This window comes from Kaistella treverensis (genome assembly GCF_900114045.1).
GTDB classification, from domain to species: domain Bacteria; phylum Bacteroidota; class Bacteroidia; order Flavobacteriales; family Weeksellaceae; genus Kaistella; species Kaistella treverensis.
In genome coordinates this window covers 42,468-58,583 of the sequence record NZ_FORQ01000002.1, presented here as the reverse complement: position 1 = coordinate 58,583, position 16,116 = coordinate 42,468, and the positions used below count along the sequence as shown (strand labels likewise).

Annotated in this window: 8 protein-coding genes; 3 read left to right on the top strand and 5 right to left on the bottom strand. The window is 41.8% G+C overall.

The window, feature by feature from the left end:
- Positions 1-9: 9 nt before the first annotated feature.
- Positions 10-441 (bottom strand): dUTP diphosphatase, encoded by a 432-nt coding sequence (gene dut / locus BMZ55_RS05640; protein ID WP_089819496.1) that lies wholly within the window; start codon positions 439-441, stop codon positions 10-12.
- A gap of 1 nt (position 442) precedes the next feature.
- Positions 443-1,867 carry a lipopolysaccharide biosynthesis protein gene (locus BMZ55_RS05635; RefSeq protein WP_089819495.1) on the bottom strand — a complete coding sequence of 475 codons (1,425 nt, stop codon included), beginning with the start codon at positions 1,865-1,867 and terminating at the stop codon, positions 443-445.
- A gap of 149 nt (positions 1,868-2,016) precedes the next feature.
- On the opposite strand from BMZ55_RS05635, the gene BMZ55_RS05630 reads away from it, so the two are divergent.
- From BMZ55_RS05630 to BMZ55_RS05615, 3 genes are all read left to right on the top strand, one after another.
- The gene (locus tag BMZ55_RS05630) at positions 2,017-3,357 is read left to right on the top strand and encodes a dihydroorotase (protein WP_089819494.1); all 1,341 of its coding nucleotides are present in this window, start codon (positions 2,017-2,019) and stop codon (positions 3,355-3,357) included.
- A 65-nt stretch (positions 3,358-3,422) separates the two neighbouring features.
- On the top strand, positions 3,423-6,350 hold the full coding sequence (locus BMZ55_RS05625) for a M16 family metallopeptidase (RefSeq protein ID WP_089819493.1): 2,928 nt from the start codon (positions 3,423-3,425) through the stop codon (positions 6,348-6,350).
- A gap of 365 nt (positions 6,351-6,715) precedes the next feature.
- Positions 6,716-7,597, top strand: coding sequence for an SDR family oxidoreductase (locus BMZ55_RS05615; protein WP_089819491.1), 882 nt, complete (start codon positions 6,716-6,718; stop codon positions 7,595-7,597).
- Positions 7,598-8,333: 736 nt separating this feature from the next.
- On the opposite strand, the gene BMZ55_RS05610 is transcribed toward BMZ55_RS05615, so the two are convergent.
- From BMZ55_RS05610 to BMZ55_RS05600, 3 genes are read right to left on the bottom strand one after another with little or no spacing between them, the layout of a single operon-like run.
- Positions 8,334-10,454 (bottom strand): heavy metal translocating P-type ATPase, encoded by a 2,121-nt coding sequence (locus BMZ55_RS05610; RefSeq protein ID WP_089819490.1) that lies wholly within the window; start codon positions 10,452-10,454, stop codon positions 8,334-8,336.
- Positions 10,455-10,502: 48 nt separating this feature from the next.
- On the bottom strand, positions 10,503-11,705 hold the full coding sequence (locus BMZ55_RS05605; RefSeq protein ID WP_221177636.1) for an efflux RND transporter periplasmic adaptor subunit: 1,203 nt from the start codon (positions 11,703-11,705) through the stop codon (positions 10,503-10,505).
- Positions 11,706-11,725: 20 nt separating this feature from the next.
- A complete protein-coding gene (locus BMZ55_RS05600) occupies positions 11,726-16,054 on the bottom strand; it encodes a CusA/CzcA family heavy metal efflux RND transporter (protein ID WP_089819489.1) in 4,329 nt (1,442 codons plus the stop codon).
- Between the last annotated feature and the right edge of the window lie 62 nt (positions 16,055-16,116).

Genomic DNA, 16,116 nt, shown 5'->3' with positions numbered 1-16,116 from the left:
ATTTAATTTTTAAGATTTTGTACTTCCAAAACCGCCAGCGCCGCGTGCGGTTTCGTTCAGAGCATCAGCATTCTGCCATTCTGCGGTTTCGTATTTCGCGATAACCATTTGTGCAATGCGGTCGCCACTATTTATGGTAAAATCTTCAGCGGACAAATTTACTAAAATAACCCCAATTTCGCCCCGATAATCAGCATCAATCGTTCCGGGCGCGTTCAGCACGGTGATTCCGTTCTTTATAGCAAGGCCGCTGCGTGGTCGGATTTGTGCTTCAAAACCTTCGGAAAGTTCCAGAAATAATCCGGTTGGAATTAATTTTCTTTCAAGCGGTTTTAAGGTAATGTTTTCCGTTAAATTTGCTGAGATATCCATTCCTGCCGATAGTTCGGTTTGATATTTCGGTAAAGGATTTTTGGATTTATTGATGATTTTTATTTTCATTTTAAGCTTTTTTATTCAATTTTTTCAGTACAAAATCTTTTTCGAAATAAAGGATGATGCCCGCAAACGTAAGGAAAAATAAATTTCCGATCCAGAAATTCGCGTCAAAAACCTGATACGAAATGAAACTGAAAACTACGAGCAAAACCAGGCACAAACTTATTTTTTTAATTCGGTACGGAATCGGATAATATTTCTGACCCAGAAAATAAGACATCACCATCATCGTGAAATACGCGGCTAAAGTCGTCCACGCGGAAACCATGAAGCCGTATTTTTTCAGCAAAACAAGGTTTAAAACGATGGTGATAATGCCGCCCGTCCAGGAAATTACCGTTCCCATTTTAGTACGGTCCGTAACTTTATACCACGTGGAAAGGTTGTAATAAATTCCGAAAAAGAGGTTCGCAATCACGATAATCGGAATAATGTCAATCGCCGTCCAGTACGATTGATTTGGAATAAAAAGCGTCTTTAACCAGGAAATATTTGCAATAATTCCCATAGCGACAATCGAGGCGAAAAAGGTAAAATATTCGGTGACTTTCGCGTAGGTGAGTTTTGCATTTTCATTCTGCATTTGTTTAAAGAAAAACGGTTCAATCCCCATTCGGTACGCTGTTACAAACAAAGTCATCAAGACCGCAAGCTTGTAACAACCGCCGTACGCACCGGCATCACCTTCATCAATGAAAAAATACTGGATGGCCTTGTCGAAATTTTCATTAATCATAAAAGCAAAACCTGCAACCATAATCGGCCAGGAATATTTAATCATCCGGACAAATAAATCTTTTGCGAACTCGAATTTAACCTTAAAAATAATCGGTAGAAGCAGAATTACACCTGCAAAACTCCCCAAAAGATTGCTGTAAAACGGAAACGAAACTTTTTCATTCATGCCGAATTTTCGCGAAATTTCAAAGGGAATATAAAGGAAAAGTGCAATAACGATCACCGTTTGAATTAATGACTGCACCACGCGGATCATCGAATAAGTTACCGGTTTGTTGTGGTAGCGCAGCCACGCGAACGGAATCACGCACAAAGTATCAAAAAATGCGATCCAACCAAACCAGCGGATGTATTCCGGATTTTCGCTGTAGCCTAAAACATCAGCAATCGGTTGGTTAAACAGCAAACAAATTATGAGAAAAAATGCCGAAATAGCGGCTAAAAACCATAAGGAAGTATGGAAGGTTTTCGATTTGTTTTCGCCTTCGGAGGAAAAACGGAAATAAGCAGTCTCAAAACCGAAAGTCAGAACGATGTTTACAAAGGAGATCAGTGCGTAAAGATTGGTAAACTGCGCAAACTCATCTTTATGGATTTGGTTGATGTACAGCGGATTCAGCAGGAAAATAATGATCCGTGGTAAAATGGCGCCGATCCCGTAAATGATGGTTTCGTTCAGAAGTTTTTTCAAAACAAATTCAATTTGCGCAAAGATAAATAATTTGTGCAGAGATGAAACGGTTTCACCGTCGGCTTTTTTTCGTTTTTAAATGCTAAATTTGTGAAAAGCGCTGTGAAAAATTCGGTGCTGAAACACCCAATTTTAACCATTTTCCATTCATGAAAATCCTGATAAAGAACGCCAAAATTGTAAATGAAAACCAGATTTTCGAAAGCGATCTGCTCATCGAAAATGATTTAATATCGAAAATCGAAAAAAATATTTCCACTGAAAATGTCGATAAAATTATTGATGCCACCGGAAAATATCTTTTACCCGGGATTATTGATGATCAGGTGCATTTTCGTGAACCCGGTTTAACCTGGAAAGGTGATATCGAAAGCGAATCAAGAGCTGCAATTGCGGGCGGAATCACGAGTTTTATGGAACAGCCGAACACGGTTCCGAATGCTGTGACGCAGGAACTTTTGGAAAAAAAGTATGAAATAGCCGCCAAAAAATCTTTCGCCAATTATTCATTTATGATGGGCGGAACAAATGACAATCTGGAAGAAGTTCTGAAAACCAATCCACGAAATGTTGCCGGCATAAAGTTGTTTTTGGGCTCTTCCACCGGAAATATGCTCGTTGATAATCCGGAAACTTTAGAGGAGATTTTTTCGAAAACCAAAATGCTCATCGCTGTGCATTGCGAAGATGAAGCGACAATTCGGAAAAATACCGCCTTTTACCTCGAAAAATTTGGCGATGATATTCCCATGGAATTTCATCATCTAATCAGAAGTGAAGAAGCCTGCTATATTTCTTCATCAAAAGCAGTGGAATTAGCAAAAAAAACCGGCGCACGACTGCATTTATTCCATATTTCAACAGCAAAGGAAACCGAACTTTTCCGAAATGACATTCCTTTAAAAGATAAAAAAATCACCGCCGAAGTTTGTGTTCATCATTTAACTTTTACCAACGAAGATTACACGGATAAAGGCACATTAATTAAATGGAATCCCGCCGTAAAAACTGCGCAAGACCGCGCCGGACTTTGGGAAGCGCTGCTGGACGACCGGATTGATGTAATCGCCACCGATCACGCGCCGCACACCTGGGAAGAAAAGCAGAATGTTTATACCACAGCGCCGTCGGGCGGACCGCTGGTGCAGCATTCTTTAAATATCATGCTCGAAAATTATAAAAAAGGCATGATTTCACTCGAAAAGCTCGTAGAAAAAATGTGTCACAATCCGGCCATTCTTTTTGAAATTGAAAAGCGCGGTTTCATCCGTGAAGGTTATAAGGCTGATCTGGTTTTGGTGGAATTAAATGACAGCTACACAGTTTCTAAAGAAAACATTCTGTACAAATGTGGCTGGAGCCCGCTGGAAGGAACAACTTTTCATTCAAAAATCACCCATACTTTCGTGAACGGCTTTTTAGCCTTTGAAAACGGTAAAATTTCCGAAGAAAAGCATGGTGAAAGATTGCTCTTCGACAGAAATCTTTAAAAATAATTGTCTACGGTGAAACATTTCGAAAATTAATTCGTCTAATTACTTATAAAATATAATCTATGTTTAAAAAACTCTCTTTCACACTTACCGCTTTATTCATTGCTGTACTGACGTTTGCGCAGAAACAGTTTGAATGGAAAGAAGCGACCGGGAACGGATATACCTACAAGTATGTTTCCAACGATCCCATGAATGCTCGCTTTTACACGCTGAAAAACGGCTTAACTGTAATCTTAAGCCCTACGAAAACTGATCCTAGAGTTCAGGCTTATGTGGCGATAAAAGCAGGAAGTAAAACCGATCCGCGCACCAATACTGGTCTTGCGCATTATCTGGAGCACATGCTTTTCAAGGGAACCGATAAATACGGTTCGCTGGACTGGTCTAAAGAAAAAGTGGAGCTTGACAAAATCGATGCATTGTATGAACAGTACAACAAAACCAGCGATGCTGCACAAAGAAAAGCGATTTACAAAAAAATCGATTCAGTTTCTGGTGTTGCGAGCAAATTTGCAATCGCAAACGAGTATGATAAAATGATGGCTTCGATGGGAGCGCAGGGAACGAATGCTTTTACAAGCTTCGAACAAACGGTTTATACCGACGATGTTCCGAGCTCATCATTAGATAAATATTTGGCCGTTCAGGGCGAAAGATTCCGAAATCCGGTTTTAAGGATTTTCCACACGGAGCTTGAAGCCGTTTACGAAGAAAAAAACAGAAGTTTGGATAGCGACGGAAGCAAAGTTTTCGAAGAGCTTTTCGCGCAGTTATTCAAAAATCATAACTACGGTCAGCAAACAACCATCGGAACAGTGGAACATTTGAAAAATCCATCGTTAGTTGAAATCCGAAAATATTTCAATAATTATTATGTTCCCAATAATATGGGCGTAATTCTTTCCGGAGATTTCAATCCCGATGAAGTGATTGCAAAAATCGACAAATCGTTTTCTCAGATGAAAATGAAACCTGTGGAAAAATATACTTTTGCACCGGAAAAACCGATTACCGCACCGATCATCAAAGAAATTACCGGTCCGGACGCCGAAAATTTAACAATTGGCTACAGACTTCCGGGAAATAAAGACAAAGATGTTTTAATTGCAGATCTTGTCGGCCAGATTCTTACCAACGGAAAAGCCGGACTGTTAGACCTTAATTTGGTTAAAAAACAAAAATTACTTCGCGCTTCTGCGTCTACTTTCACCTTGATCGATTATGGAGTGCTTTTCCTAAGCGCTGCACCTACAAACGGACAAAGTCTGGACGAGGTGAAAACTTTGGTTTTAGGTGAAATCGATAATCTTAAAAAAGGAAATTTCGATGATGATCTCATTACTTCAATCATCAACAACATCAAAAAATCGAAGATTTACGAATCAGAAAAATATGACAACCGCGCTGGCGCTTTGATGGATGCATTTACTTCCGAATTGAACTGGAGAGATCAGGTGGCTTACGTTAATGATTTGTCTAAAATCACCAAAGCTGACATTGTTTCATTTGCAAATAAATATCTTGGTGACAACTATGTTGCGATTTTAAAACGAAAAGGAGAATCTGTAAAATCAACAAAAATTGAAAAACCACAGATTACACCGGTAGAAACGAATGCCGATAAACAGTCGCCGTTTGTAAAAATGGTTGGAAATATGCCGAACACTCCATCAGCACCGGTTTTCCTTGATTATAAAAAAGACATCCAGAAATCCAATCTAGGAAAAGCGGAAATTCTTTACGTTCCAAACAAGGATAACCAGATTTTCCGTTTAAGATACCGCTATAAAATCGGTTCCTTAAATGATTTGAAACAGCCTTTGGCTTCGCAGTATTTGCAATTTTTAGGAACTGATAAAATGTCTGCAGAAGAAATTTCGAAAGCGTTTTATAAAATCGCGAGCAGCTTCAATGTTTCCACTGGCGAAGAATACACCACAGTTTCCATCGAAGGTTTGCAGGAAAATTTCGATAAAGCAGTGAAACTTTACGAAGATTTAGTTCTAAATGTAAAGGCAGACGACGCTGCTTTAAAAGGCCTGAAAGAAAGAATGGCAAAATCCCGAAAAGACGTAAAAGCCAACAAAGGAGCAATTTTACAGGGACTTACGAGCTATGCAATGTACGGGGCGAATAATAAATTCAACAACGTAATGAGCAACGCTGAGCTGGAATCTACCACAGCCGCAGAGTTGGTAGACCGAATCAAAAACCTGAATAATTACGAGCAAACCGTAATTTATTACGGCCCCATTTCGATAAAGGAACTGGAAAGCAAACTAAAAAATGTGCATCCTGTACCGGCAAAATTTGCTGTTGCTGCGCCTGCAAAAGTTTTCAAACAGGTTCCGCAATCCAAAAACCAGGTTCTTTTTGCAGATTACGATATGGTGCAGGCAGAAACGCGCTGGATCAGAAACACCGAAAGCTACGACCCGGCTAAAAATACGCTTGTAAAAGTTTTCAACAACTATTTCGGTGGTGGCATGGGTTCCATCGTTTTCCAGACGATTCGCGAGAGTAAAGCTTTGGCGTACAGCACTTACGGAGTTTACGTGCAGCCGCAGAAAAAGACAGATCAATATTATCTGATGAGCTATGTCGGCAGCCAGGCAGACAAATTCAACGATGCTACCACGGCGATGACTGAGCTTTTAACCACAATGCCGGATTTGGGAGAAAACTTAAATCTTGCCAAAACACAGGTGAAAAAAGACATCCAGACCGAGCGCATCACACAGGATAACATCATCTATAATTATTTGGCAGCGAAAGATTTAGGTTTGACCGATGATCCAAGAAAAAATATTTACACCGCGGTGGACAATATTTCGATGAAGGATCTGAAGAATTTCCACCAGGCGAATTTCTCCGGAAAACCGTACACTTACGCAATTGTTGCATCCGAGAAAAACATTCCGATGAAAGATATGCAGAAACTTGGCGAGGTGAAAAAGATTTCTCTCGAAGAACTTTTTGGCTACTAAAACGGCAAATTTTTTCAATTTTCTATAGACACTGCTCCAGCTTTGGAGCAGTTTTTTTGTGTCCTGCGAGGAACGAAGCACTCTTGCTGTATCTGGACTATTTCTCAACGATGGAGTTATTGTTTTTTTGGGCGCCATTTCCGCCTTCCACTCCCGCTTTTTTGCTCCGCTGCGCTCCGCAAAAAGAGCTCCGTTCAAGTCGGGGCGCGGTGACCGTTTATTTAAAAACTCTTTTTCAAATCCAAATCTTCACTTCTATAGAAATTCAAAAATTTACTGCTTTTAGCGCCCAATTTTTATTCCCCGCATAATTGTTCGTAACTTTCTACAGGATATTTCCACTAAATTTACAAAAACCATACACCATGAATCTCTATACACAACCGATGCTCAAAGAAGATGCTCTCAAAGATAAAGTCGCAATCGTTACGGGCGGCGGAAGCGGACTTGGCAAAGCGATGACCAAATATTTTCTGCAGCTTGGCGCTAAAGTCGTGATTACCTCACGCAATCTGGAAAAACTGCAGAATACTGCCAAAGAGCTCGAGGAAGAAACCGGCGGAAAAGTGCTGTGCGTACAGTGCGACGTAAGAAACTGGGACGAAGTGGAAGCTATGAAAGACGCTGCCGTAAAAGAGTTTCGACAGATTGATATTTTGCTCAATAATGCAGCAGGAAATTTCATCGCGCCGACAGAAAGACTCACGCATTCTGCCTTTGATTCTGTTTTGGATATCGTGTTAAAAGGCACGAAAAACTGCACACTTTCGGTCGGTAAATACTGGATTGAAAATAAAATTCCGGGCACCGTGCTGAATATTGTTACCACTTACGCCTGGACGGGTTCTGCGTACGTTGTACCGTCTGCCTGTGCAAAAGCCGGTGTTTTGGCAATGACGCGAAGTTTAGCGGTCGAGTGGGCGAAATACCAAATCCGTTTCAATGCGATTGCGCCCGGACCGTTTCCAACAAAAGGTGCGTGGGAAAGATTATTACCGGGAGATTTGGCAGAAAAATTCGATATGCGGAAAAAAGTCCCACTGCGCAGAGTGGGTGAACATCAGGAACTGGCCAATTTAGCTGCTTATCTGGTTTCAGATTATTCCGCGTACATTAACGGTGAGGTCGTAACCATCGATGGTGGAGAATGGCTGCAAGGCGCCGGCGAATTCAATATGCTGGACGAAATTCCGCAGGAAATGTGGGATATGCTGGAAGCGATGATTAAAGCAAAAAAATCCAATTAAAAACAAAACCCGGTATCTAAAAATATCGGGTTCTTTTATGGTTTTTTTGGATTTTTGAAATCTTAAACTTCTACTATTTAAGCAAAAAAAACGCTTTGAAATTTCAAAGCGTTTTGCAAAAATTTGTAGACCCACAGGGAGTAATTATTTAAACCAATAAAGCAATGTAAGTCATCATTTTACTGACAGTAAGCAAGTTAGATAATTTTATAAAAGCATAAGGCATCGTAAAAACCATTAAACAATCCCCGATTTAGTCCCTGATTTTAGAAGTAGGGACTAAAAATACCCGCATCAAAATCTACACAACATTAATTATTAACGTACTGCCAACAGCCTGCGGAATTTCCTCTATAAATGTCAGTTTAGAAAATACGGAAAAAATTGATGCTGATTTCTTAGCTAAGTGACCAACGAGCAGTAGATCTGAAATTCACTAGTTGAATTTGGGTAATTTTAGTATAAAAGCGACCTCGATTTAATGGTGACTTATTCAGACCATCGAAGAATATCTGGTACGCGGTCGTCATTGCGGTATGTGCGTCGGCACATAGGAATATTGCTGTGCGCGGTGGCGAAAGTGAATAATGCTGCTATATCATTCAGCGGAGAAACAGTATTTTATTTGACGATTTATGTGATCAACTATTAGATTTTTGCACCATTTTTCTGCGTCTATACGCAACACTTAATTTTTTACCCAGAAAGAAAAAAAACGGACCGAAGCCCGCTTTGTTTAAAATTTCATTTTCTGAATTCTTACTGCATTTAATATGGCAAGAAGAGCTACACCCACATCGGCGAATACCGCTTCCCACATTGTAGCTAAACCGCCCGCTCCTAAAACGAGAACAATGGCTTTTACTCCAAATGCCAATGCAATATTCTGCCACACAATTTTTTTTGTCTGCTTACCAATATTAATGGCCATCGGGATCTTGGAAGGTTTGTCGTCCTGAATTACTACATCTGCAGTTTCAATGGTTGCATCGCTTCCTAATCCGCCCATTGCAATTCCCACGTCGCTTAAAGCTACTACCGGCGCGTCATTTATTCCGTCTCCTACAAATGCCACCGTTTCATCCCGCGATTTTAGCTCTTTTACCTTATTCACTTTATCTTCCGGCAACAAATCGCCAAAAGCATTCTGGATACCCAGTTTTTGTGCCACTGCTTTTACCACGGTAGTTTTATCGCCGCTCAACATTGTAACTTTGACACCTAAACTGGTAAGTTTCTGTACTGTATAGGCAGCATCTTCCTTAATACTGTCTGCAATGGTGATGTATCCCGCAAATTTCCTTTCGTACGCAATGGCAATCAAGGTTTCTACAATATCGTTTGGATTAATATCGTATTGGATTAGGAATTTATCCATAAGTTTAAAGTTTCCGACCAGTAGCTGATTTCCCTGATAACTCCCTTTCAAACCATGCCCTGCAATTTCTTCCACATTTTCCAGAACCATATTGTGGTCGGGTTCACCGAGATGATCGTGAATGGCAGTTGCAACCGGATGGGTTGATGAATTTTCGATTACATTCACTAATTTTAGAATTAAATCCCGGTCAAATTCCTGCTTTAGATTGACGGTCTGTACTTTAAAGACGCCCTCAGTCATGGTTCCGGTCTTATCCATAACCACATTTTTGACCTCTGCCAACGCATCCAGAAAGTTACTGCCCTTAAATAAAATTCCATTTCTGCTTGCGGCACCAATGCCACCAAAGTATCCTAGTGGAATACTAATTACTAATGCACATGGACAGGATATTACCAGAAATATCAGAGCGCGGTATAACCAGTCCCGGAAAATATATTCATCCACAAACAAATAGGGTAACAGACAGATTGTCACAGCGAGAAATACCACGATTGGGGTATAGATGCGGGCAAATTTCCTGATGAATAATTCTGTGGGTGCCTTCTGTGCTGTCGCGTTTTGTACCAGTTCCAGAATCTTGGAAAGTTTTGAATCTGCATAAGGTGTATTTACTTTCACCTGTGCAACGGTATTGAGGTTGATCATACCAGCAAGGACGGTATCTCCTGTTTGCTTTGTGTCAGGTTTACTTTCGCCGGTGAGTGCCGAGGTATTGAACGAAGCACTTTGGGAAATCAAAATACCATCGAGAGCGAGTTTTTCGCCAGGCTTCAACTGAATAAGGGAGTTAAGTTCAACTTCAGCAGCTTTAACTGTCTGTGGACGATCATTAACTAAAACCGTCACTTCGTCCGGGCGCTGATCCAGCAGTTTAGCGATATTCCCCTTGGCACGCTGAACGGCTAAAGTCTGAAAGACTTCGCCAACTGAATAGAAAAGCATGACCGCCACCCCTTCAGGATATTCGCCAATGACAAAGGCTCCTATTGTCGCGATAGACATCAGGAAAAACTCCGAAAACACATCTCCCTTCCTGATACTTTCAAACGCTTCTTTCAGAACCGGCAAACCTACCGGCAGATAGGCTGCGGCGTACCAAATAATACGCACCCAATTTTTAAACCAAAATTGAGGAATTAGATGATCCATTGCCAAGCCTGCCATTAAGATCACGAATGAAATAATTGCCGGAAGAAAAAGCTGAAAAGTTGATTTTTCCTGTGTAGAATGATCGTGTCCATCATCATCGGCATGTTCAGCAGCATGGTTTGAGCCGTCATCAGCGGGATGCTTTTCGGTATCGGGAGTCATTTTCTTTATTGGGGCATAGACTTTATCGGTCGTTGCGCAACAACCGTCTTCGACTAATTTTTCTGCCCCCGCATTTTTATATATTTTCCCTTCCTGAGGCGTGCAGCACAGCTGATTGCCATTTTCGTCGTAGGTATGTATATGTGATTTATTATTTGCCATAAGTTTTATTTTAAATGATGAGTTTGATTATTTTTGATTATATATTTTTTAATCGCCGTGCCCTTCTTCTCCTTTGTTATTTAATTTAGCTAAAATAAAGAAGGCATTTTTAGTTACTATTTTGGCATTTGGGGGCATGGGTTTCAAGGGGGTAATTTGTGTATAGCCCAAATCAGTAACTCCCTTAGCCACAGGAATTTTTTCAAAACTTATTTCCTTTTCTTCCACCGTTTTTTTGTTATCTCCCTCTTTGTTATCCTTGTTTTGCATAATAAAGATAAAATCCTGGCCCTTATCATTAACTATAGCTTCAGTAGGAACGGATGCAGCGGTTTGATTATCCAGACTTATAACTGCGGTAACATTCATGCCATCGATGAGACCTGCCCGGTCACCGAAGACCTGTGCGTGAACGGGAACGGTTTTGCTTTCTCCTTCAAAGGCAGTACCGATTGAAGTTATTTTTGCATCATACTCTTTACCGGGACTGTTGGTTAGTGTAAAATGAATGGTTTGCCCTGGCTGAACTTTACCCAAGTCTTTTTCATACACGTAAATATCCAGATGGAGTGCCGCATTGCTTACAATTTCCGCAATTGGAGAAGCCATATCTACATTACTCCCGATTTGCGCAATTACTTTGCTTACCGTGCCGCTAATGGGGGCACGCACCGCAAGGGACGAACTGTACCCCTGGGCGGCGCCAATGCTGCCCAGCTGTTTCTGGAGTCCGGAGCGCTGGCTTCGCAATGTAGCAAGATCTGTCTGGGCCTGCTGGAATTTCTTTAGGGGTGCGGCATTACCTTTATAAAGCTGCTGTGCACGCGTAACCTCCAACTCTGCCATCCGGATCTGACCATTAACCTGCTGAAGCTGCTGCTGCATCACAATTAAATCGGGGTTTGAAATGGTTGCTATAACTTTTCCCTTTGATACATAGCTACCGGGCTGTACATACAAAGAGCGCACTATGCCACTATAGGAGGGCGTGACAAATGCCTTATTCTGGTTCGGCACCGTTAGCATACCGCTCACCTTGATTGTATTGGAAAGTTCCTTACTTTCAATGCTGCCCATCTGGATACCAACAGTTTTTATCTGTTCTTCGGTGAAATGAGCCACATTGGGATCTTCGTGCTCATCAGGCTTCTCTACTTCAGTTGCTTCTTTGGTTTCAGTGGCTTCTGATTCTTTTTTACATCCTGTCAACAAGACAGAGACTGCAAAAATAAGGGTGATATATTTTTTCATGTTATATTCTCTTTTTGTACTTAATTTTTAATGTAATAGTTATATTGAATTACGGCCATGTTGTACTCGTTTAATGCAATCAGATAATTTTTTCTGATGTCTATTGCCTGGGTAAAGAACTGGTGCATTTCAGAAAAACCTATTTCACCTGCTTTGTAACTTAACATTGCCGCATCAAAGATCTGGTCTGCCTGTTTCAAACCTATACTTTCATAATATTTAAGCATTTCAGAAGCTTTTAGAATTTCGGTGTAGCTGGTGCGCGTTTGTGCAGCGAATTGGCTTTCCTGATAGCGCAGCTGCGACTGCTGAATTTCAACTTCTGCTTCGGCAGCCTGCAATTTGGCTTTATAGGCAGTTTTTCCAAAAATGGGAAATTCTACCGCTACAGAAAAGCCGGTTATGGGATCTTTCATTCCGTATAATCTCTGGGAGAATAGCCGGCCGGAAAAGTCAGGTTTATTCTGCATTTTCTGAACATCTATATTAGCCCGTGCAATTTCGATATTTTGGTGCTGCAGTGCCAATGAGGGATGCAAACTGTCTGACGGAAAGTCATCCACATCCAGTTTCTGCAAATTGGTGTCTTCCGGCAAGTACATCGTCTGAGTATTGAGAAAAAGGCTCAACTGCTGCTGCTGTACTGAAATATTCTGTTGGTTTTGCTGTTTCTGTGCCTGCAGCTCCTTCATCCGTGCTTCGGCAGCAATGTTTTCCAGTCCTGCAGCTTCACCCGTTTTGAAACGAAGATTAGCTGCTTCGTACATACTGGTGTAATATTCATCAAGTTTCTGATAAAGTCTGGCTAGATCCTGAAGGTACCACAGCTGATAAAATGCTGTGTTTACCTCTTTTTTAATTACGGCATCGAGCATACCTTTATTAAGCTGGTGGTATTTTAGCTGCTCCTCAAAATACTTTCTTTTCGCCTTATATAATCCCGGCCATTGGATTGATTGCTGGACTCCAATTTTTAATTCGCCATTGGGATCACTTGGCCTCATATCGTCATTTTCTATAAAAATGCCGGTCTTAGGAATTTCACGCGTAGTTTTGGTCTCCAGCACAGCTTTGCTTACCTGAGCACGGTTTACGGAGTACTGCAAATTATTGGCTAGTGCTATTTTCACTGCATCATTTGGCGAGATCCTTTCCTGTGCCTGGAAGGAGCCTGTCACAAGACAGAGCAGCAAGACCAGCACCGGAAGCGGTGAATTTTTAATATTTCTCAATTTAGTTCTGAATTGGTTTTTAGAATTGAAGATGATATACAGCAAAGGCAATACAAACAGCGTTAGAAAGGTCGCCGTAACCAAACCGCCGATAACTACTGTTGCAAGCGGTCTTTGCACTTCGGCACCGCTCCCGGTAGAAAAAGCCATCGGGAAAAATCCAAATGATGCTACGGCTGCCGTCATCAATACAGGACGAAGCCTGATACTGGTTCCTTCTATGACCCTTCGTATTACATTATTTACACCGGATTTCTGTAGGTCTTTGAAAGTACTCACCAAGACGATACCGTTCAGGACGGCCACACCAAATAACGCAATGAAGCCCACTCCTGCAGAAATACTGAATGGCATATCTCTTATGAGCAACGCAAACACACCGCCAATAGCACTCATTGGTATTGCAGTAAATATAAGCAAGCTGTCTTTTAGGTTGCGGAAGGCAAAATAAAGCAAGAGAAAAATGAGTGCTAAAGCAACCGGCACGGCAATCTGTAATCTGGAAGAGGCCTGTTCCAGGTTTTCAAAAGTACCACCATAGGTATAATAATATCCGGGGGGCAGCAGGTTGGCATCAGTGAGTTTTTGCTGAATTTCGGTCACCACACTTTCTACATCTCTATCTTTTACATTGAAACCTACGACGATGCGGCGCTTTCCATCTTCCCGACTTATCTGTGCCGGACCGTCTTTATATTCCACTTTTGCGATCTGTGAAAGCGGAATCTGGACTCCGTTTGCGGTTGGAATAAAGAGGCTGCTGACGTCCTCAATAGAGCTTCTGCTCGCACTGTCCAGACGCGCGACCAGATTGAATTTCTTTTCATCTTCAAACACTACTCCTGCTGTTTCACCAGCAAACGCAGTACTTACTGTGTGATTAATATCCTCAATATTGAGACCGTAGGAGGCGAGGCGGGCTCTGTCGTAGGTAATGGTAATTTGGGGCAATCCCACGGTCTGCTCAATCTGGGGTTCTGTGGCCCCCTGAACGGTCTGGACGACTTTGGCAACGTCCGGTGCCAATTCAGCGAGGGTGTCGATATTTTCACCAAATATTTTAATCGCCACATCCTGTCTTACCCCGGTCATTAATTCGTTAAAACGCATCTGTATGGGTTGGGAGACTTCAAAAAACACGCCAGGTATCATTTCCAGTTTTTCCATCATTTCGGCACTTAACTCTTCGTAAGATTTGTCGCTGTCTTTCCAATCTTTTTTAGGTTTTAGCGTGACAATAAGATCGGTTGCTTCGGGCGGCATAGGGTCTGTTGGAACCTCCGCGCTTCCGGTTTTACCGACCACGGTGTTGACTTCGGGAAATGATTTCAAAATACGGCTTGCCTGCATAGAAGTTTCTATACTTTGTGAAAGGGAGGTGCCCTGTGGCAGAATACAATGTACGGCAAAATCACCTTCCTGAAGTTGGGGTATAAATTCGCCGCCCATGCGAGAGAACAGCAGAAGCGACACCGTAAGCAGCGCTATGGCCGCGGCAACTACTGCATATTTAAATGCAATAGCCTTCTGCAACAACGGAACGTAAAAATTATGGATCTTAGCCATCATTTTATCGGCAAAGGTCTTTTTGGCACTGATATTTTTAGATAAAAACAATGCGGACATCATGGGTATATAAGTAAGAGAGAGGATCAGTGCTCCGACAATGGCAAATGATACGGTCTCTGCCATAGGACGGAACATTTTACCTTCAATTCCCTGAAGTGACAGAATGGGTAGGTAGACAATAAGTATAATGATCTGGCCAAATGCTGCAGAACTCATCATCTTTTTTGCACTGGCTTCCACAGCCCGGTCCATTGTGTGCTGCGACAGTTTTTGGGATTTGTGGTGGACCGCGAGAAAGTGAAGGGTCGCCTCCACAATGATTACTGCGCCATCTACAATAAGCCCGAAATCAATAGCTCCCAAACTCATCAAGTTTGCACTGACTCCAAAAACATTCATCATACCTAAGGCAAAAAGGAGAGAAAGTGGAATGGCAGAAGCCACAATAAGCCCTGCACGAAAATTACCCAGAAACAGAACGAGCACAAGGATGACAATAAGAGCGCCTTCCACCAAATTTGTTTCTACGGTACGGATCGCCCGGTCTATTAAGTTAGTCCGGTCCACGAAAGGTTCTACGATAATATCCGCTGGAAGGGATTTTTGAATGGTGAGCATTTTTTCCTTAACCCGACTCACTACTTCCGCGGAATTTTCACCTTTGAGCATCATTACAATACCCCCGACAGCCTCTTTATCGCCGTTATAGGTAAGGGCACCATATCTAACGGCACTGCCTATACGTGCCTCCGCGACATCTTTGATAAGTACAGGGATACCGTTGACTGTTTTTATTACGGTGTTGGAAATATCATCTAAAGAAGAGATCAGACCGATGCCGCGAATAAAATAGGCATTAGGTTTTTTATCGATATAAGCGCCGCCGGTATTTTCGTTATTTTTCTGGAGTGCAGCAAAAATATCTGCAATGGTAACATTCATTGCTTTAAGCCTATAGGGATTAATCGCGACTTCATACTGCTTAAGTTTCCCGCCGAAACTGTTAATTTCAGCTACTCCGGGTGTCCCGTAAAGTTGCCTTGCCACGACCCAATCCTGCATGGTACGCAGATCCGTAGCGGAGTATTTATCTTCTGACCCTTTTTTAGGGTGAATAACATATTGATAGATTTCTCCCAAGCCGGTAGAAACCGGGGACATTTCGGGGGTGCCAATACCCTGTGGAATATTTTCTTCGGCCTCTTTCAGTTTTTCAGTGATGAGTTGGCGTGCAAAGTAAATATCCACGCTTTCGTCGAAAACGACCGTCACTACGGACAAGCCAAATCTTGAAATTGACCTCATTTCGGTAATTCCGGGAATGTTGGCGAGGCTCTGTTCAATTGGATATGTTACCAACTGTTCTGTTTCCTGTGCGGCTAATGTGGGTGTACTGGTAATGATCTGAACCTGATTATTGGTGATATCTGGCACAGCATCTAGGGGAAGCTTAGTAGCGCTATACACGCCCCAAATGATTAGTGCGAAAGTCATGAGCCCAATAATGAGCTTATTCTTTACACTAAACTGTATAATTTTATATAGCATTTGTAAAAATTAAGGTTAATTGAAGGTAAAGCACGTTCCGTATTGTTCACGAAAATGCGCGA

Bases quoted from the DNA above. Each gene is read 5' to 3' on its own strand.
- BMZ55_RS05600 (WP_089819489.1), bottom strand. From the start codon at position 16,054: ATGCTATATAAAATTATACAGTTTAGTGTAAAGAATAAGCTCATTATT.
- BMZ55_RS05615 (WP_089819491.1), top strand. From the start codon at position 6,716: ATGAATCTCTATACACAACCGATGCTCAAAGAAGATGCTCTCAAAGAT.
- dut (WP_089819496.1), bottom strand. From the start codon at position 441: ATGAAAATAAAAATCATCAATAAATCCAAAAATCCTTTACCGAAATAT.
- BMZ55_RS05625 (WP_089819493.1), top strand. From the start codon at position 3,423: ATGTTTAAAAAACTCTCTTTCACACTTACCGCTTTATTCATTGCTGTA.
- BMZ55_RS05610 (WP_089819490.1), bottom strand. From the start codon at position 10,454: ATGGCAAATAATAAATCACATATACATACCTACGACGAAAATGGCAAT.
- BMZ55_RS05630 (WP_089819494.1), top strand. From the start codon at position 2,017: ATGAAAATCCTGATAAAGAACGCCAAAATTGTAAATGAAAACCAGATT.
- BMZ55_RS05605 (WP_221177636.1), bottom strand. From the start codon at position 11,705: ATGAAAAAATATATCACCCTTATTTTTGCAGTCTCTGTCTTGTTGACA.